Source organism: Flavobacterium sp. UBA7682 (assembly GCF_002482945.1).
Taxonomy (GTDB): Bacteria; Bacteroidota; Bacteroidia; order Flavobacteriales; family Flavobacteriaceae; genus Flavobacterium.
This window is the reverse complement of record NZ_DLGY01000026.1, coordinates 15,548-40,068: the sequence shown is the minus strand read 5'-3', so window position 1 is coordinate 40,068 and position 24,521 is coordinate 15,548. Positions and strand designations below refer to the sequence as shown.

The window sequence follows — 24,521 nt, the reverse complement described above, 5'->3', positions numbered from 1 at the left end:
GTGCGGAAGTGCTAAGAAACTAAGGTTCTGAGATTTTCTCGGAACCTTTTTTTGTTGTAAACGTTTCCAAAAAATGTGTTAAGCGCGCCAAATTAACGAGTCTAATATTTTACTTTTGCCCTGCGAAAAATCTATACGAATGAATTACACTACATTACCGAATACCGATATAAAAGTCAGCAAAATATGTTTAGGAACGATGACTTTTGGCGAGCAAAACAGTGAAAGTGATGCTCATGCTCAATTGGATTATGCTGTCGAAAAAGGCATTAATTTTATAGACACAGCCGAAATGTATCCGATTGCAGCTCGTCAAGCGACTCTTGGTTTAACAGAAAAATATATTGGCACTTGGTTAAAGAAATCAGGAAAGCGTGATGATTTGGTTATAGCCACCAAAATTGCCGGACCGAATCGTGGGATGGAATACATTCGAAAACCATTGAATTTTTCCAAGCAAAATATTCACGAAGCGGTAGACTTAAGTTTAAAAAATCTGCAAACGGATTATATCGATTTGTATCAAATGCACTGGCCGGAGCGTGTGATGAACATGTTTGGTCAACGCGGTCTTTCAAAAACAGACAATCAATGGCAAGATAATTTCTTTGAAGTGTTGAGCGTTTATGATGGTTTAATCAAAGAAGGGAAAATCAAACATATTGGAGTTTCTAATGAGAATCCGTATGGTGTCATGAAGTTTATAAGTGAAAGCGAAAAACACAACTTACCAAGAATCGCTACCATTCAAAACCCTTATTCATTGTTGAATCGGTTGTTTGAAGTGGGTTTGTCTGAAATTTGTTTGCGTGAAAATGTAGGTTTGATGGCTTACTCGCCATTGGGATTTAGCTTTTTAACCGGTAAGCATTTGAACGGGATTCAACCGGATTCCAGATTAGGTTTGTTTCCTCAATTCAGTCGGTATTCTAATGAAAATTGTCACAAAGCCACGAAGCTTTATCAAGAATTAGCGCAAGACAACGGATTAACTTTGACCCAAATGGCTTTGGCTTTTGTGAACCAACAGGATTTTGTGATGTCAACAATTATTGGTGCTACAACAATGGAACAACTTCAGGAGAATATTGCTTCTTTTGAAGTACAATTATCTCCTGAAGTTGTTGCCGGTATAAACAAAATTCAAGCGGTAATTCCTGATCCGGCGCCTTGATTATTTAATTGTTTCATGAGCATAAATATATTATTAGGACAATAATATTTTTTAGTTTCAGTCTTATTATTCAACTGCTATTTGATGGCTTTCTATTTGATCATTTATATAAATTTTTAAAATGTAAATGCCTTTAATCAGCCCATTAACAGAAAAGGTTGCTTTATTTTCTTTGATTTCAACTTTTGATTTTGAAATCCCTAAAACGTCAAACAATTCCCCCGAAATTATCGCTCCATTTTCTGGTTGGATCTCTTTGGTTCTTAAATCGATATTTACAATATCTTTTGAGGGATTTGGATAAATCTTGTAAACGGATTGACCTTGTTTATGATAAAAAGGAAGTTCAACGATTTCAAAAGGAAATTCAACCCATTCGCTCCAACCACAAGCATTTTTTGCTCGGAATCTTAAACCGGTTTGGCCAGTGCCCATAGGACAAATTTCGCGGGAGTCTTTGGTTCCGGTAAGCATTATTAAATTGTTTAAGGGAGCCCATTCCCAATTTGAATTGGTGTTAATTTCCGAGGAGGTTAAGCCCCCAAATACAGCTTTAATCTTGTTAGAATCGTTTAATTCAGGAATTGAATAACTGTAGTCGCCTCCGGGACTTAAGCAAAGAGTTTGAATGGTATTGGCAGTTCCATAGACAATTTCATTGAATGTTGGAGATCCAACCCAAATTGTTTTGTTTAAGATTTGTCCATTTTGAAAAACAGCGGTTATGGTACCTTGACCGTTCTCCGTTCCTTTGACAACAATATTATAATCTGATTGGCTAATCAATTCTAAATTTGGACTAATCGACCAATTAATTACTGCACTCGGAACAGCGCAAGGATTTGTAAAACTATAGGTAGTGGTGGTATTTAAACAAATTTTGTCCAAACCAACCAATATATTGGGCTCTACTGGGAAATACGGCACTTGAGGTTGACCCGCTAATTCTTTAAGAAGCCAATTGACACTTTCTTTTGTAAATGAGGTATGTTGGGTATTTTTGCTTAAACCAAAATAACTATCAAAAGGGGTTAGGTTATTTGTCGGACATTTTAAGTTTGTATTCAAAGGGTTCGCCCAATTTTGATTAGGTTGTAAATGACCCAGAGCTGAAAAAGAAGGTATAAAAGAATGGATTGGATTAAATTCGTGTAAATACCATTCTGATCCTCCTAACATTTGGCTGATACTATAAATAAAATTGTTGATGGATAAATTGTTTAAAGACCAATTAGTCAACGGATAAGTTCCCGGGACCGGATTTGTATTCTGAGTCGGATTAGCAATTTCACTTTGAGCACCAAAATGTCCTCCAGGAACGTTATCCATATTGCCTCTTGGGTTATAATTTGGTGCTTTTGTAGTTCTATCATTAAATAGCTTTTTGAATCTTGCTATTTTTGAATCTGCGCTACCGCTTGTTGGAAGAAAGTTAGCTTCCAAGGAAGCAATATGAATTCTGAAAGTTATTGAACCAAATGGCGAACTTATGTTAACTCTTTGAAAGCCTCTTAAGTTTAAAACCTTTTCATTATCATTGGCAAAATTATAAAATGGTTGTCCGTTAGATGTGATAGTTTCTTTAGATCCTGAAAGCGATCCATTAACCAAAGATATTTTTCTCAAATTCATTGGCCAACCATTTGAATTAGTGAGACCGTTTGAAAATTGATTGTTATAATGTCTTTGAAAAAATGAATTCCCTCTGTTGTTAGGCATTCCTTGAGAAGTTGTTTGCGCATTTAAAAAATTCTGATTTACCAGATGATAGCTTGATCCTTCTCTGTGGAATTCGATTAATTGTTGCTGTGCTGCCGGTGAAGACAAATCTTTTTCATAAAAAGCTTTAGCTTCGTGACTACTGTTTTTTACTAAATTTAATAATGCTTGATCTCCTAAAGGTATGTTAGCTCCAAGATGTGGGCTGTCAATGCTTACCCATAAATAAGTGTTGTGGGGGATATTGTTTTTCTCCATATATGCTAATGCATATCTTGAAATTTGTCCTCCCATGCTAGGACCAATAACAGCAATATTGTTAGTGCTACCATTATTGATTAATAATTGTTTTGTTTGAATTAATAGTTTTACTAATGCCATTGCATTGCTTTCTATATAGTAGGCTCCACCATCAATTGAAACTGTTTGACCATTTTGTAAATTGGTTGTAGTGTATTTTGGGTGATTGACCATGATTACGTCATATCCTAAAAGGCGTAACTCAGGGAGTAGGAGCTTTTTAGATGGGCCGTTATAATACTCCATTAAATCAACCATAGCTCTATGTTTCTCTGAATCAAATACACCATTGGTAGTGTTTCTTGCAGCACAATCGGGAATATTTTCACAATCACAGTCTTCAATCTTGCGTTTGTCTCCGGGATCAAAACCATCAATAATGATTATTGGTTTTCTTATTTTTTTATCCGTATTGGTATTGCCATAAAATACACGATAATCAATCTTTGCCTTTATTGTTGGATCTCCGGCAACATAACCGGTAAATGGAATATCAGCTTGTAATTGAAAGTCTTGTTTGTAAGGATCAGTGGCGAAACAGCCTGCCGTGGCATCTCTTGAAGTACTATCAACAAATTGAAAGAAAATTTTACCATATGTTGTGAGAGTCGTATTATCAGAATAGGTAATAGTGAACGTGCTTATTTTTTCACCACTACTCGTGTAGTTCACCGTTATGTTTTGATTGGTTAGTAGTTGAGAGCTAATTAAAGTTCTATTTATGCCATCACCAAAATTAGCCACTAAAGTTTTGATGTTTTTAGTTCCATTCTTGAAGTATAAATCATTCCTGATTTTATAAATTACAGAGGTACCGGAAACATAATCTTTGGTTGGCGCTATAATACTGGTGTTTAGCATGTAAAAAGGAACCTTACCACTAATTTGGACAAATTTGTTTGTTGAAGTATTGAATGTTAAACCTCCTTGACTAGGATTGTCTTCATTATAATTCAAGATGTGATACTGAGTATTCAATATGGATAAATCAACTTGATTTTCGGCAGTAGTTGTGGCAATTAGATTTTTGAAATTATCGAGTGTCGTGAATTTTGTGCCATTACTTGCGCGATTCATTTCATCAAGCGCTTGTTGGAAATAATTAAAGTTTGCAGTATTAAAGTTTGTTGTAGAATTAAAGTTATAAATATTAGCTATTTGTATAACTCTTTCGTAAATGATACCACTAGTTACACTAGTTTGATTGATGTTCGACAGTTGCTGGTCTAAACTTATGTTTTCTCCGGCAGGAATAGTTTGAGAATTAGCTTCAAGAAATAGAAATGAAGCTAGCAGAAAATAATAGAATTTTTTCATACTTTTGTTTGCTTTTGGGTTAGTAAAATTGTTTTATTAATCTAATTTCGGGTTGCTATTCCACTAGCAACCCTTTTTTTATGGGAAAACTATATTTGGTAAAGTGTAGCCATTTATATCGAATCGACCATTGGTTATTTCTATAATATCTTCCGGATTACTAGAGTTTTTAACACGACAACTGAATGTGCCTGAGACTATTCCGTTTGTAAAATCATATCGTGTGATTTTAATTGTTCCTGAGTTTTCAAAAGACCGGTAATATTGATAACTATTTGTTGATTTATTAAATACTTTACAATGTAAATAAGTGTGATTTAATCCGTCAACATTACTCATTCCGTTTGATTCGTTAATAATATAATCTGCTACTCCAATCTGATATAAATTATGAAGGTGTATTAACATACGAGTTGTTTTTTCACTCTTGTAATCTCTTATATCGATTTCATTATAAGCACCCTCAGGATAACCTCCTAAGTAACTTAGCCCAGGATCATTTCCAGACCAAGTTCCGGTGCCATCTCTCGGAATAAATAGTTTGCCGTCTATTAAGCATCCAAACGTATTGGCGCCTGTTTGGGTAATTGCAGGTAGTAGTGATTCTGGATTACTGTTTGAATCCTCATTGGAGCATCCCGCTACAATAGTGAGTAATAATAAGGTTATTAATTTTTTCATAGGTATTGTTTAAATGTTAATAATGATTTATTCTGTTATCAAAATAAGTTTATGTGAGCGAAATGATTTCATTCACTCAAACGATAAGATTTTGTTTTAAACAAAATTCTAATCTCTATCATTAAATGAATTCTAGTTTAGAGTAAACAATCTTATCGTATTATCTATAAGTATGATAGATCTATATAAGACTAAAGTGGTAAACGTCTTAAAAGGACTGAATTGAAATTTTGTATTTCAAATATAGTAGAAAATTATTACAAATAAAATAAATTTCTTATATTTTTCATTCTTTAGATTTGTATCCTTCAATAAGATAACAAGTTGTGCAAAGAAAAATAAAAATACACCTATATATATTTTATGATTTAACAAATTAAATCACTCAAAATTATTTATATTTGTAGTAAATTTCTATTTAATTTTAAATAATTTTAAACCGAAAATGAATAAATTATGGAAATTGGAATTAAGATTAAGCGGTTAAGAGAACGTGCCAAAATTTCTCAAATGGAGCTTTCAACGGTTTTGGGGATTTCACAAACTAAACTTTGTAATATTGAAAGCAATGAAGATAAATCGATTGATTTTATCTTGATGAATAAAGTTTGCCACTATTTCAAGGTAGGATTCAATTATTTTTTGGAAGAGATATCAGAGTTTGAGGATCAAAAGAAAAATGGATTATCGAATAGTGATTGGCAAAACAATTTTCCGGAACGTATAATTGAGCAAATTAATGCTTTGATAGTGGACAATAAAGTAAAGGAAAAACAAATTGAAGAATTGTTGGCGAAAATTGCTGAATTGCAAAGCAAAAAATGACTGCTCGAAAAGCAATTCTCTTTAATAATAGATGCTCAAAAGAACTTTCTTCTCTGAACCATCCAATATTTTTTCAAGTCGGTTGAAGAATTTTTCATTCACCATTGGACAACCTAAACTATTACAAATAGGTTCCAAAGATTGTTCATAAGGCACTTTACTGTAGTAATGTAAGACGATATAACGGTCAAAAGCCTTGCTGTTGGTTTTGTCTAAACCATATAATTTATAAGCCTTCCCAAACTTCCCAACATAATGATGTCCAATGGAATATTTACCTAAAGAAGTAGTATTTGAATCGGGAACATTACTAAATTTCAGTTGACCTTCGATTCCGGTTTCTGAACCTGAACCATGCGCAACCAAACCTTGGTCTACAATCGTGCTTTCTTTTAAATTATAAATAAAAAAGCGATTTTTTCCCGAATTAATTTTCATGTCGATAAAGAAGGCAACTTCCTGATTGTACTGAGTGTTTTTTGAAACAAAAGCCTTGATGCTGTCAACTTGTTTTTTCAATCTTTCATTAGTGAGGTTACTTTTAATATGATTTGATGTAGTCATACTGACCTTCTTTTTAAGTCCAAAATGATATCCAAAACAAAGCACCATAATTGTAAAACAGCCCAGAAATATTTTCTTCATACCAAATTTATTCGACTACCAATTTAGATTGAAAATAGTTTCCATTTAGACTTTTCACTTCCACCAAATACATTCCTTTGGCTATACTTGAAATATTTATGGAATTGATTTCGCTGTCAATAAGATCTTGACTTAAAATGGTTTTGCCTGATAAATCGATTATTTTTACTGATTTTAGTCCGATAGTGCTATCATTTTTCAGAAACAAATCTGTTTTAGCAGGATTAGGATAAAGGCGAATATTATTTTGAGTAAAAGTATCCGTGTCTAATGAAGTATCAATCAATTTATAAATGGTACCACCATTCGCGACATATAATTCTCCGTCTTTGTCTTCTCCAAAAGTGGTAATGGTACTAGGAGCATTGTAAGCCCAAGTGAGGTTGCCCAAAGCATCAATCCATCCTATTTCTGCAGTACAATAATCAGCAAAGAAATATTTATTGGCAAAATTCGGATAAGTAGCTCCGGTATAAAAATAACCACCGGTTATCGAACACCTGCCGGTTGAACCATGTGTGTAAACTGAAATAGGTGCTACGGTATTGGCATAAGTCGGACAGCTTCCTGAATTGTTGTATGCAACGTTGCCTTCATAACAACGCCATCCATAATTTAAAGCCGTATTGGGTAAAGGTGAAGCGGTTTTATTAACTTCTTCTATGGCATTTTGTCCTACATCTGCAATCCATAAATCACCATTCAAACGGTTAAAAGAAAACTTCCAGGGATTGCGCAAACCTATTGCCCAAATTTCATCGTTACCGGCAATACCAACATAAGGATTGGTTGGCGGAATTCCATAAGGAGAAGCCGAATCGACATCGATTCGCAACATTTTCCCTAAATTTTCATTGATGTTTTGTGATCTATTTCCCGGATCGCCACCACTACCGCCGTCACCCGTTCCTATATATAAATAACCGTCGGAACCAAATTTTACAGAACCACCATTATGATTACCGAAAGGTTGTGATATGGTCAATAAAACCGTTCCACTGGAAGCATCCGCTATGTTTGGATCAGTTGAAACCGTATAACGAGCAATTACGGTAGCGCCATCACTGGCACGAGTATAATTCACATAAAAGTAACCATTAGTAGCATAATTGGGATGAAAGGCTAAACCTAATAAACCTTGCTCGAAACCGCTACTGTTTATTATAGTGGATAGATTGATAAAGGGCGTTGCATTAACCGTTCCATTGGCATTTATAATTCGGATTAAACCGCCTTGTTGCACCACAAACAATCGAGCATCATTGGCCGGATGAGCGATTTCAACCGGTGAAGAAAACCCTGTGGCAAAACTTTGAAGCCCTATAGTTTGGGCGAAAGAACAAATGGTCAGAAGACCAAAAAAGAAAAGGAATAGCTTTTTCATAGTAGGTTGTTTTTTATTTCATACAGTTCGACCTTCGGTCTCGAGTGGTAAAGTTAGAAATAAAACCATTACAATCAAAAGGTTATAAAAAACGCAACCGGAAATGACTGCGTTTAAGATGAAAAATATTAATTGAGTTGTTGTAATACAGTTTTAAATTCTGCTACAGATGTCTTTTTGAGTTCTAAACCAATAGTAGCATCTTTATCAATTACAATTTCTTTGGTGGCAAAATACACTTCGTTTTCTACACAACTAAAAGCCATGAGTGTGGCTTTTCTGCCAACGGGAATTCCACCTAAAATTAGTTTGTTGTTTTTGTCTATGTAACCCGACATGATAGAATTAATGTCTTTAAAAACCAATCTGATTTCAGGTTTGTATTTTAAATCGATGTCGACCAATAAATCGGTTTTGTCTTTTATTTCATAGAAACGATCGCAGTTGATCCAGCCTAATTTTGTTGAGGTTAAAATGGTTGTGCTTATCGCTTTTACTTTTTCTGTGTCGGTTGTGGCTCTATTAAAAGATTTTTTTTTAGGGCTTTCTCCATATACAGTATCTCTTTGAGTTCTGCCATCCGAATAGAAAACAGCATAAGTTGACCAATTTTCTTCTTCTGTTGTTACAAAGTTATCGTTTGTATTCCAATCAACTGTCTTGTCCTCTTTGGGGTAACCATAAAATGTTTGCATGTCATTCGGATTGTCTTTAGAAGCAAACTCAAGGGTTATTTCAGCACCTTTTTTAAGTTGCAATTCATCGCCTTTGGAAGTAGCTTTGATGTAAACCATTCCGCCACTTTCGAGCATTATACCGTTTGACATTGTATGTAAATTTGCCGCTACAGCATCCGATTTTTTGTAAAATTCTTGAAGCTCAATATCGATTTTACCAATGGCAAATTTCCCGTTGGCTTTTTTTAATGAATTTTTAGGAATGGTAATTTTTGTACCTTCTTTACCGGTAATCGTAATGACTTCGTTCGATTTTCCTGTGAAAAATTGACTTTCCTTTTCGAATTGGTTAAAAATAGTATTGGTGTATTCTTTTTCAGTGAAGACAAAAGTGATTTCCACTCTTCGGTTTTGCTGTTTGCCGGTTTCGTTTGCATTTTCGGCTATAGGTTTGTTTTCTCCATCAAATTTTAATTGGATTTTTTCCCCAGGAATACCTTGGGATACCAAATAATTCAAGACTTCATTCGCTCTGTTTTTCGACAAAGTGATATTGTATTTCGAATGACCATCAGCATCAGTATTGCCGTTTAGCTCAACCGATTTTAATTGGCTGACCTCCAGTTTTGAAACGACAGCTTCCAATTTTGACTTTGCATTATCGGTTAAAAAGAATTTATCATAATCAAAAAGTACGGTTTCTTTAAGGTTTTGTGCAAAGCCAACGGCAGAAACCAAGAAGGCTAATAAGACTAGTCTTTTCATGATAATTAAATTATGGTCATATTACTGAGAGCAATTATAACGCAAAAAGGTTGGAATTAGTATTGTAATTTTTAAAAATCAAAATCGTCTACGCTCAAACTATCATTTTGAACGGCAATGGGTTTTTGTTTGAGGTACATTCTTGCCGGTCCTGAGATATCTAAGGCAAAATTGCCAATGGTATCGCTGACCGTAATAAGATTTCGTTTAAACATCAATCGCATCAGAAAATCGTTTTGCTGTTGGGCATAAGGTTTGAGTTTTTCGGTATTCTCTAAACGCGACATGAAGCCTTTAGGTTTTGGGATAATACTGGCCAAGAACAAGCACTGGTTCACATTTAAATCCTGAGGCATTTTGTTAAAATAAAAACGGGAAGCTTCACCAATACCATAGATATTTGGTCCCCATTCGATAATGTTGAAATACACTTCAAGCATGCGTTCTTTGGAACTGATGCGGTTGTTTTCCAGGATGTAAACCAATAAGATTTCTTCCAGTTTTCGAGACAAGGTTTTTTCACGAGTTAGGAATACATTTTTGACCAATTGCATGCTAATCGTACTTGCGCCACGGGTGAATTTTTTGGTTTTAATGTTCTTCACAATCGACTGTTTGAAAGCTGAATTGATGAACCCGCGATGCTCAAAAAAAGATGGGTCTTCACTAGTCAACACGCATTTTCTAAGGTAAGGCGAAATGGCCGACAACGGCGTATAATTGTAGTTGGCGTTCCCAACAACGATTGGTCTTTGCGCCACGCCTTTGTCAATGGCACGATAGGTAAATTCGCCATTGATTTTATTTAAATCGGCTTCGCCATATTTGATAATTTTCAAACCTTCGGGTTTTAGACGGCTGTCAAAAATGATATCGTTCGGTTTGTGATCATTGTATTCAAAATTCAGTGCATAACTGAAATTGCCTTGCGCTTCCATGCCTTCAAAATGGCGAAATAAACCAGTGGGTAAAGAAGTAATAAAGTCATTCGCTTTCATTTTCGGAATGGTCAATTTGAACGCATAGACTTTGTCTTTTTCATTGGTGTACGAAATATAAGGCTGGCATTTAATACTGTTCAATTGCACAATCGAAGTACTATCCAAAGCCATAAATCGAGGACCAACAATCCAACGATAATCGAATCGTGCGTTTTGAATTACTACATCTTTGCTGGCAATTTTGGGATGATTGACCATCAAATTCTGGATAGAGGAATAACCGTCAATGTGTAACTCACCACTGTCCATTGAAAGATTTTCCAAGTTGAAATGAATCGATTTAAAACCGGCTTTCAGGTTGAATTTTTTGTCTAAGTAAGGAATGCGTATCGTGTCACTTTTTGGATTGAAAAACGCTAAATCGGCTTTTCGGTCTCTCGGATCGGCAAAACCGTTAATCGCCCATTGTTGTGAAAAACCATCAGAAGTCACTTGAATCAAAGTGTTGAGTTTTTTATCGGCTAAAGCCAATTGATTGAAATCAAAAATTACTTTATTGCCCTTATCATCAATCTTAAAAGCAAATCCTTTAACATGCATGTCCGTTGGCACCAAATCCATTAAATTAGAGGATATTCTGTTTAAAAGTTTGGCATAATTGACTTCCGAATTGACACTTTTCTCTTTTTTGGAACGCAGAAAAGCGTCAAAGTTGTTACCGTTTTTGGTTTTCACCAATTGAACATACCCTTTATTGATTTCGAGTTTGCCCAGCTGAATATCGCCGACCAATAATTTCCAAAAACTAACACTCGTTTTCAATTCGTCTATGCGAACCAAAGTGTCTGCGTCTTTTGGCACTAAAGTAATTCGTTGGAATTCGAGATTCGTTAAACCGTGAAATTCGGCTTTGGCAATGTTTAAACGGCATTGATAATCGCGTTCCATTTTAGCATCAATGCGATGAATGACTTTCTCTAAAAGGGTATTTCGAAAAGCAAAAACCAAAGCAACTCCCAGCAGTATAAGAATACCACATATTTTAAGAAAAAGGAATACTTTTTGTTTTTTTGTTTTCATTACTCAGCTTTGTCAACTTCTAAACCAATACCAAGGACATTCGGCAAATAAGGGCCTTTAAAACGGTTCGAAACAGTAATTTTATAGTTTCCTTTTAGGAGTTTTATCTTTTCTTTAATCTTATAAATCAAGTCGCAAATATCACCGCTACAATTCGCCAATTGTTCTCCTTTGTCATTTTTGATAGCCAAATCGATAGCGATATTTTCCTTTTTTCCATCCGGACTTTCAATACTGAAATTAATGGGAACATTGGCAAATTGATAATCATACACATGACTAAAATGAAATTTTATATCATACAAAAGGGTATCGTTGTCAACGGTAAATTCGTAAGTCTTAGTCTCGGATTGAGGCCATCGGTTGTTTTCCGCTGATTTGTCAAATTTACTGTAAATGCCTGATGGTTCACAAGATATTAACATAACAAATAGAAAACAGAAGAGTAAAAGTTTGGTTTTCATAAGCGATAGATTACTTTACTTATAAACGTGTTTTCTATTATTTTAGTATAATTTTGAATAATTAATTACCCAAACAACTGCTCAACGACTTCTTCAATTTTAGAGACTAAAACCACTTTGATTCCCGGAAATTTAGTGGCAATTTTATTGTATTTAGACACAAAAATGGTCGAAAAGCCTAATTTTTCCGCTTCTTGAATGCGTTGTTCAACACGATTCACCGGACGAATTTCGCCCGACAAACCCACTTCTCCCGCAAAGCAAACATCCTTGCCCACAGCGATATCTTCATTGGAAGATAAAATTGCCGCTACAACCGCTAAATCTATCGCAGGATCATCGACGGAAATGCCACCGGTAACGTTTAAAAAAACGTCTTTAGTTCCGAGTCGGAAACCGGCGCGTTTTTCTAATACGGCCAAAATCATATTTAATCGTTTGGCATTGTAACCTGTCGTACTTCGTTGTGGCGTTCCATATACTGCTGTCGAAACCAAGGCTTGAATTTCTATCATCAACGGTCGCATGCCTTCTAAAGTGGATGCAATGGCCGTTCCGGACAATTCTTCCTCACGGTGCGAAATTAATATTTCTGACGGATTGGAAACTTCTCTTAGACCTGAACCTTGCATTTCATAGATTCCTAATTCGGCTGTAGAACCAAATCGGTTTTTGAGCGAACGTAATATTCGGTACACGTGATTTCTATCGCCTTCAAATTGCAAAACGGTATCGACCATGTGTTCCAAAATCTTGGGTCCGGCGATGTTGCCGTCTTTGGTAATGTGACCAATTAAGATTACCGGAATATTGGTTTCTTTGGCGAATTTTATCAGTTCAGCAGTAGTTTCTCTGATTTGAGAAATACTTCCGGCGGTCGATTCAATATAATCCGTGTGCAAGGTTTGAATTGAATCGATGATGACAATATCGGGTTCGGTTTCTACGATGTGACGGAATATATTTTGGGTTTTGGTTTCGGTTAAGATGTAGCAATTGTCACTGTTCGGATTGATTCTTTCCGCACGCATTTTGATTTGCTTCTGACTTTCTTCGCCCGACACATATAAAGTTTTATAAGGTAGTTTTAGAGAAATTTGAAGCAGTAATGTGCTTTTTCCGATGCCCGGTTCACCACCTAAAAGGATCAACGAACCCGGAACAATGCCGCCACCGAGTACGCGATTTAATTCGCCGTCAGTCGTGTCCATTCGCACTTCTTGCGTCGAATCGATTTCTTTGATTCTAAGCGGTTTTGAAACTCTTTTTGAGTCGGAAGTATCGGGTTTCCAGCTCGATTTTTCTTCTTTTTGAATAATCTCTTCTGCTATGGTATTCCATTCTTTACAGGAATTGCATTGGCCTTGCCATTTGGCGTATTGGGTACCACAATTTTGACAAAAAAATGTAGTTTTGAGTTTCGACATTTAGGCTATATTTATTCTGATTTTTTCTCTTCGGTTGGTGTTTCTGCCGGAGCATCTGTTGGCACTTCTTCTGTTGGAGGAGTTTCTTCAATTACTTCTTCTTTTTTGTTTTTCAAAGCGCCTTTCAAAGCATCGGCTCTTTCTAGCATCATGTCTTTGGTCAAATCACCGATTTCTTCTTTTTGGAAAGCGGCTTGGTAACTTTTTATCGCTCTTTTGGAATCGCCCGTTTTTTCATATTGTTGTGCCAAATGGTAATCCGCTAACATCGATTTCGGGTAATTTTTTCGGGCCAATTGAGCCAATTCATCAAACTCGACATACGCTTTGTTTTTTAAAATAGCCGCTTCAATGGCTTTGAAATCATTGATCCTGATTTGTAATTTTAGACCTAAAGATTGTTCCAAAACCGCATATTTGTCAGCTAAATATTTGACATAACCCGAAGGCAATACGGCAATTTTCTCCTGAAATTCAACCGTAGAAATCGGTTGGTAAACCGCAAAAATTTGGTACAAAGCACTCGGAATGGCATGCAAAACTAAAGAGTAATGCGAAGCGCCTTTGAACTCTTCATAAAGATAATTTAGTTTTGGATTCTTTACCAATTTGGCAGCAGCATCTAAAGCTTGAATACGGGTTTTCATTTTTTTCATATCACCTTCGGCTGTACAGTGGTAATAGAAAGTCGTTTGTTGCATCGCTGCCAATCGTTCCGGAATTTGTTCTTCCATTCCGGCCGGAAGTTCAGGGCTCATAGAGATGTAAGCGTTAAATATGGGTTGGTCTTTGTATAAATAACAATTCAAAAAGGCTGCCGTCGTGTCTAAACCGGCTACGATTCTGAATGGCGCAGTGCGGAAGTTTTTTTGGATACTCGGAATCAATTCCATCCCGACAAATTCAAAGAAATCAGCTCCTTTTTCAGAAGGCAACCCGGTAGTTTCATCGAAAGTACAATCGGTTTCGCGTTCGTTATTTTTGTTTTGGCTAATAGCAACAACAATCACTTCAGGCAAATCATCCCAATAGTAGCCATAACTCAAAGCACCTTGAAAAGCATCAAAAAGAAATTCACCGTCAAAAAGGATTAGCAAAGGATATTTTTGCGTTTTGTTTTGGTCATAAGATGGTGGAAGTCCGATTTTTATTTCGCGGTCTTCGTTTAATTTTTGGGAAGTTATGGTGTCTGTGATTGTTCTTTGTGCAAATAAATTGCCCGAACAAACAAACAGTAATAGAAAAAACAGTTGTTTCATGAAAATGGTTTTTTTGGTTGAATAGAAATCGTTGCTAAAATGATTAGCAAGATAGTAAATTATTTTTTTCTATTGAACACCGGAAGTAAAACATAGGAAATCAGTCCGAGAAGAATGGCTAGGATAGTTTGCGATGTCCAAACCAGCCAACCAAAGGCAATTCCAATATCATTTGAAATACCGTAAAGCGAGAAAATTAAAGCGATAGAAAAAGGATAAGCACCCAATCCACCATTGGAAAAACCAACAGCCAAACTCCCAAAAATGAAGCCCATAATAACGATGTCAAAGCTGATTTCAGAAGTTTCGGGTAAAGCAAATATGGCAATGTAGAACATCGTCAGGTAGGAAATCCAGATAAAAAAAGAGTGAAAAAGGTATTCCCATTTTGATTTCATTTTTACCACAGTTGTCATGCCTTCAATCAATCCCGATAGTTTCTTCTTTAGTTTTAGGATGATTGGCCATTCAGCATAAATCCAAATCAGCAAAAAAATGATGCCTAAAATTACAGCCGCAACACCGTAATAGATTAACGATTGTAATGAGACATTTTTACTTAATAGGAACTTATAAATTTCGTCAAACTGAGAAACAAATCCAATAAAGACAAACAATAAGAAAATCAACAAATCAACAATTCTCTCGGCAACAATGGTTCCAAAAGCTTTGTCAAAAGGTACATTTTCATATTTTTTCAAAAGAGCGGCACGAGAGATTTCGCCTGAACGCGGTACCGTTAAGTTGACCAAATAAGAAACACTTACGGTAAAGAAATTGTTGTAAAATTTGGTGTGGTAGCCCAAATGATTCAAGGCAAATTTCCAGCGATAAGCTCTTGACCAGTAGCCAACACAGGCAACCAATAATGACAGAAAAATATAAGAGTAATTCGCTTTCTGAAAACTCTCTTTTATTTTGTCAATTTCGTCAGGTTTTAACGTGGTGTATTGATAGTAAATAATAGCGACTCCTATGAAAAGAGGAATAAGAATAGTCAGCCATTTACGAATTTGATTTTTCAAGTGATTTAGGTCAAAGAATTGTCTTTTTCATTGGGAAAAACCAACCAAGGTTTGAAGGTTTTGGCTTCTTCGAAATCCATTAAAGCATACGACATGATGATGATGATGTCGCCTTTGTGTACTCTTCTGGCGGCCGGACCATTGAGTGTAATATCACCTGAATTTTTAGCTCCCGGTATAACATAAGTATCAAAACGTTCGCCATTGTTGACGTTTACAATGGATACTTTTTCACCTTCAATCAGGTTAGAAGCTTCCATTAAAGTTTGGTCAATGGTGATGCTTCCGACGTAATTCAAGTCGGCTCCGGTAACTTTTACACGATGAATTTTCGATTTTACTACTTCAATTTGCATGGGGCAAAGTTAAATTAATTTAGTGATATGGTGTCAATCAATCTAATATTGTTGATAAAAACTGCGATAAAAGCGCGGTATTTTTTGGTTTTGTTTTTTCGAATACATGGTAACAAAGTGGCTTCATCCGCTATTTGGAAATACTCTAAGGCAAAGTTTTGGTTTTTCTCAAAGGTGTTTTTGACCCAAATTGTTACTTCGGTTGCTGATTTTGTAGCGAATAGTTTTTTGGCATGCGAAATGGTTTTAAAGATGATTGCTGCTTCCTTTTTCTCGGTTTCGGATAATCTTTCGTTTCTTGAACTCATGGCTAATCCGTTCGCTTCTCTGTAAATAGGACAACCAATAACTTGTACTGGCATTTGTGCTTTCTCAACCATTTTTTTGACAATCTGCAGCTGCTGAAAATCCTTTTCGCCAAAATAAGCATTTGTTGGTTTTACAATTTCGAAAAGTCTTTTTACGATGGTTCCAACGCCATTAAAATGACCTGGACGAAATTGGCCTTCCATTTGGTTTTCCAAACCATCAAAATCAAAAGGTTGGGAAACGGTATTGCCTTTGTAAATGTCATCTACACTTGGTGCGTAAACGATTATTTTATCTGAAACGGTTTTTATTTTTTCGATGTCAGCGTCTAAAGTTCTGGGATATTTGGCTAAATCTTCCGGATTGTTGAACTGCGTCGGATTGACAAAAATACTGATCACCGTGATTGAATTGTTGGTCACGGCTTCGGACAGCAAAGACAAATGTCCTTGATGAAGTGCGCCCATAGTAGGTACAAAACCAATGGTGGTTGCTGTGTTTGAAACAGAAGCTAAGTGAGCAACTAATTCATTTTGATTGTTAAAAATGAGCATTGGCTTTCGGTAAATGAGTTGCAAACTTACTATTTTCATAAATAACTGCATAAATTTTTGTACTTTTGCCTGTTTTTTATTGCCAATAAATAAAGTAAAATAGATTATGGAAGATAAGAGGATATTGTATGTATCATCTGAAGTGGTGCCTTATCTGGCTGAGAATGAGGTTTCTTTAATGTCGTATGACGTTCCTAAAATGGTTAATGATCAAGGCGGGCAAATAAGAATATTTATGCCAAGATATGGAAATATCAATGAAAGAAGGCATCAATTACACGAGGTTATCCGATTGTCAGGAATGAATTTAGTAGTTAATGATTTGGATATGCCCTTGATTATTAAAGTGGCTTCTATCCCGAAAGAGAGAATTCAGGTTTATTTTATTGATAATGATGAGTATTTCAAACGCAAAGCAACTTTCAGCGATGAAGATGGCGTGATGTATCCTGATAATGACGAAAGAGCTATTTTCTTTGCCAAAGGCGTAGTGGAAACCGTTAAAAAACTAAATTGGGTTCCCGATATTATTCACGTTCACGGTTGGATGGCCGGTTTGTTGCCGGTTTACATGAAGCACTACTATAAAGATGAAGCTTTGTTTTCGGATACTAAAATTGTGACTTCGGTTTATGGTCAGTCTTTTGACGGCACTTTAAATACGGAAATGATTAACAAAATTAAGTTTGATAACATTCCGCATGACGCTATCCAAGATTTAGAATTGCCTAACTATGAAAACCTAATCAAGTCTTCTGTGATGCACTCGGACGCCGTTATTATTGCCTCTGAAAACCTGTCTTCAAGTTTAACAAAATTTATAGAATCTTCAGGAAAACCTTTTTTACCTTTCGCCTCGAAAGACAAATTTTCAGAAGCCTATACCAATTTCTATAAGGAGATGCTTCCTTAAAAATAATTATTAAGATTTATGTTTAAAAAATCCTATTTACAACAGATTTTATTTGGCTTTGCAGCCGTTTTGCTTTTTGCTTCCTGTGACAAAGACTTTAACGAATTAGGAACAGATATTGTTGGTGATGATCATTTTCTTTTTGAAAGATACACCGATGCGTCTGTGAAAGCTTACAATCAAAAATTGGGGCCGATTTCGTCTAATAATTTACCCATAAATCCACTTGGGTTTTATAATAATCCTGCTTTTGGGACAACCCAGGCCAATTTTGTGACCCAAGTTGAATTAGACAGCGAAAACCCAACCTTTAACAATGTTGATTCTGAAAATTATGATATTGACCCGACAGTAATTGACAGTATCATTTTAAATATTCCTTATTACAGTAAGGTGGAAGAAGTAGAAGAAGTTGAAGTTGATGGTGAAACAGAAATACATACTACCTATAAATTGGATTCAATTTACGGTCCGGAAAATTCTAAATTCAAATTAAGTATTTATCAATCTAATTATTTTCTAAGAGATTTAGATCCTAGTCAATCCCTTGGTGAGCGTCAGCTTTATTATACGGATATGGATAGTGACATAGACAACAATAAGATTCCGATTTTATTGAATGACGCACCTCTTTCAGGCAATAATGCTAATGGGCATGAGAATACTCAGTTTTATTTTGACAAAAGAGAGCACAAAACTTCAGCTTTGAATAACGCAGAACCGCCCGTGTCAGTAGATACGAGGTTCGCGCCTTCTATGCGTTTGCACCTAAACAAAACCGTTTTCACTAATTTACTTTTGAATGCCCCAAGCGGACAGTTGGTTAACAATGCCGTGTTTAAAAATTATTTTAGAGGATTGTATTTCAAGGTGGAGAATGGAAATCCGGGACAAATGGCTATGATGAACTTCCAAGGTGGGAAAATCACGGTTTACTATAATGAGGACCTTAAAAAGACAGTTGACAATGTCACTACATTTGAAAGACAATTCAAAACACTCACTATGAGTATGACCGGGAATACCGTTAGTTTGCTTAATAATTCTAATGAAAATGTTGATTATTTAACAGCGGCCAATAGTAGTCAAGAAGCTTCTAAACTTTATTTAAAAGGAGGACAAGGTTCTGTAGCTGTTATTGATGTATTTGGAGCTGATGCTGATAACAACGGAATTGCAGATGAAATAGAAGCTATTAAAGCGAATGGCTGGTTGATTAATGAAGCCAATCTTACTTTTTACATTGATAGAACAGCCATGTTAGATGCCAGATCAGTAGAGCCTGATCGTATCTTTTTGTATGATTTAAACAACAGAAAAACATTGGTTGATTATATCTTTGATTCTTCTTCCAGTTCTTTTAATCCTAAACTTAGTAAGATAGTTCATGGAGGACTTATTGAAAGAGAAGATGTTGAAAATGGTAGAGGAATTAAATATAAAGTCAGAATTACTAATCATCTGAGAAATATGATTGCAAATGATTCGACTAATGTAAGGTTAGGGCTTTCGGTAACGGAAACCATTAATAATATTGGTTTTTCTAAGTTGAGAACGGCTAACGTTACTACTGGATACGCTCCAAGTATGTCTGTTTTGAGTCCGACAGGAACCATATTATATGGTACTAACATTCCTGTTGGGGATCCAAATTATGACAAGAGATTAAAAATAGAAATTTATTATACAAAACCTGATTAATACTTAAAGTTATGTGTGGAATTGTTGGCTATATTGGTTACAGAGAAGCGTACCCAATAGTAATAAAAGGTTTGAAAAGATTAGAATATCGTGGCTATGACAGTGCCGGGATTATGCTTTGTGACGGTAAAGATGTCAGCATAGCTAAAACCAAAGGAAAAGTTTCTGATCTTGAAGAAAAATCAAAAGGATTAGCAACGTCTAAAGCCACAATCGGAATGGGTCACACCCGTTGGGCAACCCATGGTGTTCCAAATGATGTTAACTCTCACCCACATGTTTCCAATTCGGGCAATTTGGTAATTATCCACAATGGAATCATAGAAAACTATGAGCCGTTAAAAAAAGAATTGCTGAAAAGAGGTTGCTCTTTTACCTCTGACACTGACACAGAGGTGTTAATCAATTTAATTGAAGAGGTTAAGAAAAAGGAAAACATTAAATTGGGGAAAGCAGTACAGATAGCCTTAAACCAAGTAGTTGGCGCTTATGCCATCTGTGTTTTTGATAAAGAAAAGCCGGATGAAATTGTTGTAGCCCGATTGGGAAGTCCATTGGCTATTGGCGTTGGACAAGATGAATTTTTTATCGCTTCTGATGCTTCACCATTTATTGAATACACTTCTAATGCCATTTATTTAGAAGATGAAGAAATGGCAATTGTAAGATTGAACAAGCCTTTAAAAATCAGAAAAATTAAAGACGATACATTAGTAGATCCTTATATTCAAGAACTTCAAATGAATTTGGAGCAAATTGAAAAAGGCGGTTACGATCATTTCATGCTAAAAGAAATCTACGAACAACCTAATGTAATCAAAGATACTTACCGTGGAAGATTATTAGCCAATCAAGGGATCATCCAAATGGCGGGTGTAGAAGATAATCTTGAAAAATTCCTTCACGCCCAAAGAATATTAATCGTAGCCTGCGGAACTTCATGGCATGCCGGACTGGTAGCGGAATATATTTTTGAAGAGTTCACTAGAATTCCTGTTGAAGTAGAATATGCTTCCGAATTTAGATACAGAAATCCAATCATAAATCCTACAGATGTAGTAATCGCAATTTCACAATCCGGAGAAACAGCCGATACTTTAGCAGCGATTAAGTTGGCCAAAGAAAAAGGTGCCTTTGTTTTCGGAGTTTGTAATGTGGTTGGTTCTTCTATTTCACGAGAAACGCATGCCGGAGCTTATACCCATGCAGGCCCGGAAATTGGGGTGGCTTCTACCAAAGCATTTACCACACAAATTACGGTGCTGACAATGATTGCTTTGCGTTTGGCTAAAGCCAAAGGAACGCTTTCTAATTCAGATTTCCACCGTTATTTACAAGAATTAGAAGTCATTCCGGACAAAGTAAAAGAAGCATTGGAAACCAATGATAGAGCGAAAGAAATTGCAGCGATATTCAAAGATGCACCCAATTGTCTTTACTTAGGAAGAGGCTATAATTTCCCGGTAGCTTTGGAAGGTGCGTTGAAATTAAAAGAGATATCATATATTCACGCCGAGGGTTATCCAGCAGCAGAAATGAAGCATGGTCCGATTGCGCTGATTGATGAGCAAATGCCGGTTGTAGTGATTGCACCAAAGCAAGGACATTATGATAAAGTAGTTAGTAACATTCAAGAGATAAAATCAAGAAGCGGTAAAATTATTGCCGTGGTGACTAAAGGAGATACACAAGTAAAAGAATTAGCGGATCACGTAATCGAAATTCCTGAAACTTCGGATGCTTTATCGCCTTTAATTACAACTATTCCATTGCAATTATTGTCTTATCACATTGCGGTAATGAGAGGTTGTAATGTTGACCAGCCAAGAAATTTGGCAAAATCAGTAACAGTTGAATAATTTTTTTACTACAAAAAACACAAAAAGGCGAGATTTATTCTCGCCTTTTTTTTGCTAATTATTTGTGATTAATTTAAAAGAATCTTCGTTTTGTATGTATGCATAGTATTTTTTTTAGCAATAGTGTCAAAAAGTTAATAAAACCTTAAAAAAGCCGGATGTTGTTGAATTATCAATATTCAAACCAAATAATTGATTATTGCTAAAATGATGACTATTTTTTTGAGGATGTAAAAAAAATATTTGTACTTTGGCTACATAAACCAACAAAATTTAAAACCAAATGAAGATTTATTTATTTATCCTTTCATTGTTTTTTTGCGGCATTACTTATTCGCAAACGTCAATATCTGGTTCGGTAAAAGACAGCAAAAACCAACCAATTCCTGGAGCCAATGTTAAAGTATCCGGTGAAAGTGCAGGAACAGTTACTGACAGTGATGGAAATTTCAGCTTAACCACTACCAAAAAACCGCCGTTTGACATTGAAGTGTCGAGTGTTGGTTATGGTTCTTCAACGGTTAGTGTAACTTCCAACAACCAAAAAGTAAGTGTTTCATTGTCAGAACAAGAAACACAATTAGATGAAATTGTAGTTTCTGCCTCGAGAACACCTGAGAAGGTAAGAGAATCTCCGGTAACTATCGAGAGAATGACTATCAGAGATATCAAAAAAACAGCATCGCCTACATTCTACGATGGCTTGGAAAATTTGAAAGAAGTTCAAATGAATACCAGTAGTATGTCGTTCAAATCAATCAATACTCGTGGATTTGCAACGGTAGCCAATACGCGTTTTATGCAATTGGTTGATGGTATGGATAACTCTTCACCATTGTTGAACTTCGTTTTAGGTAACCTTATAGGGGTTTCAGATATAGATGTGGCCAGCGTGGAATTGCTTCCGGGTGCGTCTTCTGCCTTATATGGTGCTAATGCCTTTAACGGAATTTTATTTATGAATAGTAAAAGTCCATTCAAATACCAAGGTATTTCTGCTTATGTTAAATATGGAGCCACCAGTCAAAAAGCGGCCGGTTCTAACGATTATAGAGATTATGGGGTAAGAGTAGCACATGCTTTTTCTAAGCATTTTGCGGCCAAAGCCAATTTCACTTACATGAAAGGTACCGAGTGGTGGGCAACAGATTACGATGACAGAACAGTTGACGGAAGAGACAGAAGTCACCACAATTATAATGGTATCAATGTTTATGGAGATGAAGCGTCAACCAATATCAAGAGTGTTGGACAAACATTGGTTGGATTAGGTTTACTTCCTGCCTCAGCTTTAAACTTACTCCCAAATGAAAACGTTTCAAGAACAGGTTATAACGAAGTAGATTTAACGGATAACGAAGTTAGAAATGCTAAAATTGATTTTTCTTTACACTTAAGACCTTTCGGAAACGAAAATCTTGAAGTAATTTGGCAAAGTAAATTCGGTTTCGGAAATTCTGTTTATCAAGGGGCGAACCGTTACTATTTGAATGGATTTTCCATGCAACAACACAAATTAGAACTTACCGGGAAAAACTTTTTCGTAAGAGGTTATTTCACGACAGAAGATGGTGGAAGTTCTTATGATATGCTTTTCACCGGACTTAATATCAACAGAGCATGGAAGCCTGATGCTACTTGGTTTGGACAATATGCTGGTGCATATGTGCAATCTACTTTAGGTGGAGCAACACCATCTCAAGCTCACGCCAATGCAAGAAACGTTGCTGATACCGGAAGATTTTTACCGGGCACTCCTGAATTCCGAAATGCATTCAATCAAGTAACATCTAATCCTGACGTGTTATCCGGTTCAAAATTGGTGGACAATTCAAAAATTTACCATTCAGATGCTAATTACAACTTTAAAGATTTAATCAAAGTAGCTGAAATTCAAGTTGGTGGTTCTTACAGAAGATATGAGTTAAACTCTTTCGGAAGAATTTATACGGACACACCACAATTTGGCGGAATTAAGTATGATGAGTATGGTGTTTATACTCAGGTTCAGAAAAAATTAATGGAAGACCGTTTGAAATTTACAGGTTCTGTTCGTTATGACAAAGCTGAAAATTTTGACGGAAATTATTCGCCAAGAATTTCCTTAGTATACAGCGCGGGAGAAGCTAAAAATCATATTTTCAGAGGTTCATTCCAAACAGGTTTCCGTAACCCAACAACCCAAGACCAATATATTGGATTCAACGTAGGGAATGCTATTTTACTAGGTTCTGCACCGGATAACTTAACAAGATATATTGAAACACTTCCGGTAACTTCTCCTTTAGGACAAGCATTAGTTGGAGGAACAACAACAACAATTGATGGGAATGATGCTTATTTTAATTCTTACACAGCGCAATCTGCTCAAGCATTTGCTGCATTAGCACCAACTGATCCAATTGCAGCATCTGCATTATTGGTAAGAACTAATGTAGACTTAGTAAAACCTGAAACCGTAAAAGCATTTGAATTAGGATACAGAGGCGAAGTAAAAGGTTTTACTTATGATATCAATGGTTACTATAATATCTATAATGATTTTATCGGAAACTTAACCGTAGTGGCACCATTATACGGAACTGCACAAGACGCTCCTAATCCTTTATTAGGGCCAACAGATCCGGGAGCTCAATCAGTAGATGCCTTAGCTACAGGAAATACCAGAGCTTTTCAATTGTATACTAATACCGATATTGAAATCAAATCCTTGGGATTTGGAGTTGGAATATCAAAAAAATTACCAAAAAATTTCGAGGTTTCTGCTAACTACAACTACGCAGAGTTTGATTTTGATCAAGCGCAAGATCCAAGTTTCGAAGCCGGATTTAATACTCCTAAACACAGAGTTAAAGCCAGCTTCAGTAACGATAATTTATTCAAAAACTTTGGATTCAATGTAAGTGGAAGATGGAGTGATGAGTATTATTGGGAATCAACTTTCGCTGATGGGATGATAGATGCAGTAACTGTTATTGATGCACAAATCAGTTATGGTCTTCCGAGTTTAAAATCAGTTATAAAAGCTGGAGCAACGAACTTAGGTGGAAAAGAATACAGACAACTTATCGGGCCTGGATTAATTGGTCAACAATATTTCTTGTCTTTAACAATCAATCCATAATTCAAACCAAATTATTAAATTA

General features: G+C 35.8%; 18 protein-coding genes. 6 read left to right on the top strand and 12 right to left on the bottom strand.

From position 1 onward, the window contains the following. Positions 1 to 139: 139 nt before the first annotated feature. The gene (locus B3C16_RS06440; protein WP_291130014.1) at positions 140 to 1,174 is read left to right on the top strand and encodes an NADP(H)-dependent aldo-keto reductase; all 1,035 of its coding nucleotides are present in this window, start codon (positions 140 to 142) and stop codon (positions 1,172 to 1,174) included. A 66-nt stretch (positions 1,175 to 1,240) separates the two neighbouring features. On the opposite strand, the gene B3C16_RS06435 is transcribed toward B3C16_RS06440, so the two are convergent. After that, on the bottom strand, positions 1,241 to 4,510 hold the full coding sequence (locus tag B3C16_RS06435; RefSeq protein ID WP_291130012.1) for a T9SS type A sorting domain-containing protein: 3,270 nt from the start codon (positions 4,508 to 4,510) through the stop codon (positions 1,241 to 1,243). A 78-nt stretch (positions 4,511 to 4,588) separates the two neighbouring features. Continuing rightward, complete coding sequence (locus tag B3C16_RS06430; protein WP_291130009.1) at positions 4,589 to 5,191, bottom strand: hypothetical protein; 603 nt, start codon at positions 5,189 to 5,191, stop codon at positions 4,589 to 4,591. Between the two features lie 456 nt (positions 5,192 to 5,647). Here B3C16_RS06430 and B3C16_RS06425 point away from each other — a divergent pair, with 456 nt between their 5' ends. Then, the gene (locus B3C16_RS06425; RefSeq protein ID WP_121312377.1) at positions 5,648 to 6,016 is read left to right on the top strand and encodes a helix-turn-helix domain-containing protein; all 369 of its coding nucleotides are present in this window, start codon (positions 5,648 to 5,650) and stop codon (positions 6,014 to 6,016) included. A 21-nt stretch (positions 6,017 to 6,037) separates the two neighbouring features. Here the strand turns inward: B3C16_RS06425 and B3C16_RS06420 are convergent, their stop codons facing one another. The 10 genes from B3C16_RS06420 to panC form a co-directional block, all read right to left on the bottom strand. Then, a complete protein-coding gene (locus B3C16_RS06420) occupies positions 6,038 to 6,580 on the bottom strand; it encodes a murein L,D-transpeptidase catalytic domain-containing protein (protein WP_233549726.1) in 543 nt (180 codons plus the stop codon). 88 nt (positions 6,581 to 6,668) lie between these two features. Beyond that, positions 6,669 to 8,045, bottom strand: coding sequence for a PQQ-dependent sugar dehydrogenase (locus tag B3C16_RS06415; protein ID WP_291130002.1), 1,377 nt, complete (start codon positions 8,043 to 8,045; stop codon positions 6,669 to 6,671). A 128-nt stretch (positions 8,046 to 8,173) separates the two neighbouring features. Next, the gene (locus B3C16_RS06410) at positions 8,174 to 9,487 is read right to left on the bottom strand and encodes an OmpA family protein (protein WP_291129999.1); all 1,314 of its coding nucleotides are present in this window, start codon (positions 9,485 to 9,487) and stop codon (positions 8,174 to 8,176) included. Between the two features lie 71 nt (positions 9,488 to 9,558). Continuing rightward, positions 9,559 to 11,508 carry a transglycosylase domain-containing protein gene (locus B3C16_RS06405; RefSeq protein ID WP_291129996.1) on the bottom strand — a complete coding sequence of 650 codons (1,950 nt, stop codon included), beginning with the start codon at positions 11,506 to 11,508 and terminating at the stop codon, positions 9,559 to 9,561. After that, positions 11,508 to 11,972, bottom strand: a complete 465-nt coding sequence (locus tag B3C16_RS06400; RefSeq protein ID WP_291129993.1) for a hypothetical protein — start codon at positions 11,970 to 11,972, stop codon at positions 11,508 to 11,510. Before B3C16_RS06400 ends, B3C16_RS06405 begins: the two co-directional genes overlap by 1 nt. 65 nt (positions 11,973 to 12,037) lie before the next feature. Then, a complete protein-coding gene (gene radA / locus B3C16_RS06395) occupies positions 12,038 to 13,399 on the bottom strand; it encodes a DNA repair protein RadA (protein WP_121312383.1) in 1,362 nt (453 codons plus the stop codon). Between the two features lie 11 nt (positions 13,400 to 13,410). Then, positions 13,411 to 14,658, bottom strand: a complete 1,248-nt coding sequence (locus tag B3C16_RS06390) for an alpha/beta hydrolase-fold protein (protein WP_291129990.1) — start codon at positions 14,656 to 14,658, stop codon at positions 13,411 to 13,413. A 59-nt stretch (positions 14,659 to 14,717) separates the two neighbouring features. Then, on the bottom strand, positions 14,718 to 15,683 hold the full coding sequence (locus B3C16_RS06385; RefSeq protein ID WP_121312385.1) for a lysylphosphatidylglycerol synthase transmembrane domain-containing protein: 966 nt from the start codon (positions 15,681 to 15,683) through the stop codon (positions 14,718 to 14,720). A gap of 5 nt (positions 15,684 to 15,688) precedes the next feature. Next, entirely contained in the window at positions 15,689 to 16,039 is a 351-nt protein-coding gene (gene panD / locus B3C16_RS06380; protein ID WP_121312386.1) for an aspartate 1-decarboxylase, read from the bottom strand. A 14-nt stretch (positions 16,040 to 16,053) separates the two neighbouring features. Then, entirely contained in the window at positions 16,054 to 16,902 is an 849-nt protein-coding gene (gene panC, locus B3C16_RS06375; RefSeq protein WP_291130558.1) for a pantoate--beta-alanine ligase, read from the bottom strand. A 106-nt stretch (positions 16,903 to 17,008) separates the two neighbouring features. Between panC and B3C16_RS06370 the strand changes: the two genes are divergently transcribed. The 4 genes from B3C16_RS06370 to B3C16_RS06355 all read left to right on the top strand — a co-directional run bounded on the left by B3C16_RS06370 (position 17,009) and on the right by B3C16_RS06355 (position 24,499). Beyond that, the gene (locus tag B3C16_RS06370) at positions 17,009 to 17,815 is read left to right on the top strand and encodes a glycogen/starch synthase (RefSeq protein ID WP_121312388.1); all 807 of its coding nucleotides are present in this window, start codon (positions 17,009 to 17,011) and stop codon (positions 17,813 to 17,815) included. Positions 17,816 to 17,833: 18 nt separating this feature from the next. Continuing rightward, positions 17,834 to 19,516: a DUF4270 domain-containing protein gene (locus B3C16_RS06365; RefSeq protein WP_291129982.1), complete on the top strand. Its 1,683-nt coding sequence runs from the start codon at positions 17,834 to 17,836 to the stop codon at positions 19,514 to 19,516. Between the two features lie 11 nt (positions 19,517 to 19,527). Further along, a complete protein-coding gene (gene glmS, locus B3C16_RS06360) occupies positions 19,528 to 21,375 on the top strand; it encodes a glutamine--fructose-6-phosphate transaminase (isomerizing) (RefSeq protein ID WP_291129981.1) in 1,848 nt (615 codons plus the stop codon). 283 nt (positions 21,376 to 21,658) lie between these two features. Continuing rightward, positions 21,659 to 24,499, top strand: a complete 2,841-nt coding sequence (locus tag B3C16_RS06355) for a TonB-dependent receptor (protein ID WP_291129978.1) — start codon at positions 21,659 to 21,661, stop codon at positions 24,497 to 24,499. The last annotated feature ends 22 nt before the right edge of the window (positions 24,500 to 24,521 follow it).

What these genes read in the sequence shown, in the direction of transcription:
- B3C16_RS06440 (WP_291130014.1), top strand. Translation starts at nt 140, where the DNA reads ATGAATTACACTACATTACCGAATACCGATATAAAAGTCAGCAAAATA.
- B3C16_RS06435 (WP_291130012.1), bottom strand. Translation starts at nt 4,510, where the DNA reads ATGAAAAAATTCTATTATTTTCTGCTAGCTTCATTTCTATTTCTTGAA.
- B3C16_RS06430 (WP_291130009.1), bottom strand. Translation starts at nt 5,191, where the DNA reads ATGAAAAAATTAATAACCTTATTATTACTCACTATTGTAGCGGGATGC.
- B3C16_RS06425 (WP_121312377.1), top strand. Translation starts at nt 5,648, where the DNA reads ATGGAAATTGGAATTAAGATTAAGCGGTTAAGAGAACGTGCCAAAATT.
- B3C16_RS06420 (WP_233549726.1), bottom strand. Translation starts at nt 6,580, where the DNA reads ATGACTACATCAAATCATATTAAAAGTAACCTCACTAATGAAAGATTG.
- B3C16_RS06415 (WP_291130002.1), bottom strand. Translation starts at nt 8,045, where the DNA reads ATGAAAAAGCTATTCCTTTTCTTTTTTGGTCTTCTGACCATTTGTTCT.
- B3C16_RS06410 (WP_291129999.1), bottom strand. Translation starts at nt 9,487, where the DNA reads ATGAAAAGACTAGTCTTATTAGCCTTCTTGGTTTCTGCCGTTGGCTTT.
- B3C16_RS06405 (WP_291129996.1), bottom strand. Translation starts at nt 11,508, where the DNA reads ATGAAAACAAAAAAACAAAAAGTATTCCTTTTTCTTAAAATATGTGGT.
- B3C16_RS06400 (WP_291129993.1), bottom strand. Translation starts at nt 11,972, where the DNA reads ATGAAAACCAAACTTTTACTCTTCTGTTTTCTATTTGTTATGTTAATA.
- radA (WP_121312383.1), bottom strand. Translation starts at nt 13,399, where the DNA reads ATGTCGAAACTCAAAACTACATTTTTTTGTCAAAATTGTGGTACCCAA.
- B3C16_RS06390 (WP_291129990.1), bottom strand. Translation starts at nt 14,658, where the DNA reads ATGAAACAACTGTTTTTTCTATTACTGTTTGTTTGTTCGGGCAATTTA.
- panD (WP_121312386.1), bottom strand. Translation starts at nt 16,039, where the DNA reads ATGCAAATTGAAGTAGTAAAATCGAAAATTCATCGTGTAAAAGTTACC.
- panC (WP_291130558.1), bottom strand. Translation starts at nt 16,902, where the DNA reads ATGCTCATTTTTAACAATCAAAATGAATTAGTTGCTCACTTAGCTTCT.
- B3C16_RS06370 (WP_121312388.1), top strand. Translation starts at nt 17,009, where the DNA reads ATGGAAGATAAGAGGATATTGTATGTATCATCTGAAGTGGTGCCTTAT.
- B3C16_RS06365 (WP_291129982.1), top strand. Translation starts at nt 17,834, where the DNA reads ATGTTTAAAAAATCCTATTTACAACAGATTTTATTTGGCTTTGCAGCC.
- glmS (WP_291129981.1), top strand. Translation starts at nt 19,528, where the DNA reads ATGTGTGGAATTGTTGGCTATATTGGTTACAGAGAAGCGTACCCAATA.
- B3C16_RS06355 (WP_291129978.1), top strand. Translation starts at nt 21,659, where the DNA reads ATGAAGATTTATTTATTTATCCTTTCATTGTTTTTTTGCGGCATTACT.